The sequence below is a fragment of the Paracoccus sp. SSK6 genome (assembly GCF_039770665.1).
Taxonomy (GTDB): Bacteria; Pseudomonadota; Alphaproteobacteria; order Rhodobacterales; family Rhodobacteraceae; genus Paracoccus.
The window spans coordinates 1-485 of record NZ_JBDPNJ010000108.1 but is presented as its reverse complement, the minus strand read 5'-3'; the positions used below and the strand labels follow the sequence as shown (position 1 = coordinate 485).

The following is a 485-nucleotide window of genomic DNA, read 5'->3' as shown; positions in this document are numbered from 1 at the left end:
TGGGCCGGTGACACAAGCTCTGGCTGTCCTGGATGTGACTGCGCTGATGTCGTCGGTGGTTTCGCGGCCTGCGACGTCTACGATGCTCGGGCAGGTGACGATGGAAGGCTTCCGCGAGGCCAAGCTTTGAATAGGCAAAGCGGTAGATCGTTTCATGGCTGACGCAGATGCGGTGCTGCTCAAGTCGCATCCGGCCGGCGATCTGTTCCGGAGACCAGCCCGCCTTGAGCGCATCCTCGACCGCTGCCTTCACCTCCGGATGGGCGACCAGCTTTCGATGAACCGCGCGGCGGCGCTCGTACTTGTCCTGGGCCGTCACCGCATAGTAGCCGCTATACTGCGGAAGCTCGGCGTCCAGAAACGTATTGCGCTTCAGCTCCCGATAGATTGTCGAGGGTGGGCGCGAAAGCCGATCGGCGATTTCCGGCACCGGCATCTTGCCTTCGCGCCATTTGGCAATCTTTCGGCGCTCTTCGAAACTCAGG

Annotated in this window: 1 protein-coding gene; it reads right to left on the bottom strand. The window is 61.6% G+C overall.

Going from position 1 to position 485, the window contains the following annotated elements:
* The coding region (locus tag AAIL68_RS17610; RefSeq protein WP_347141078.1) for an IS30 family transposase at window positions 1-484 on the bottom strand (484 nt) is incomplete at its 3' end.
* Between the last annotated feature and the right edge of the window lies 1 nt (window position 485).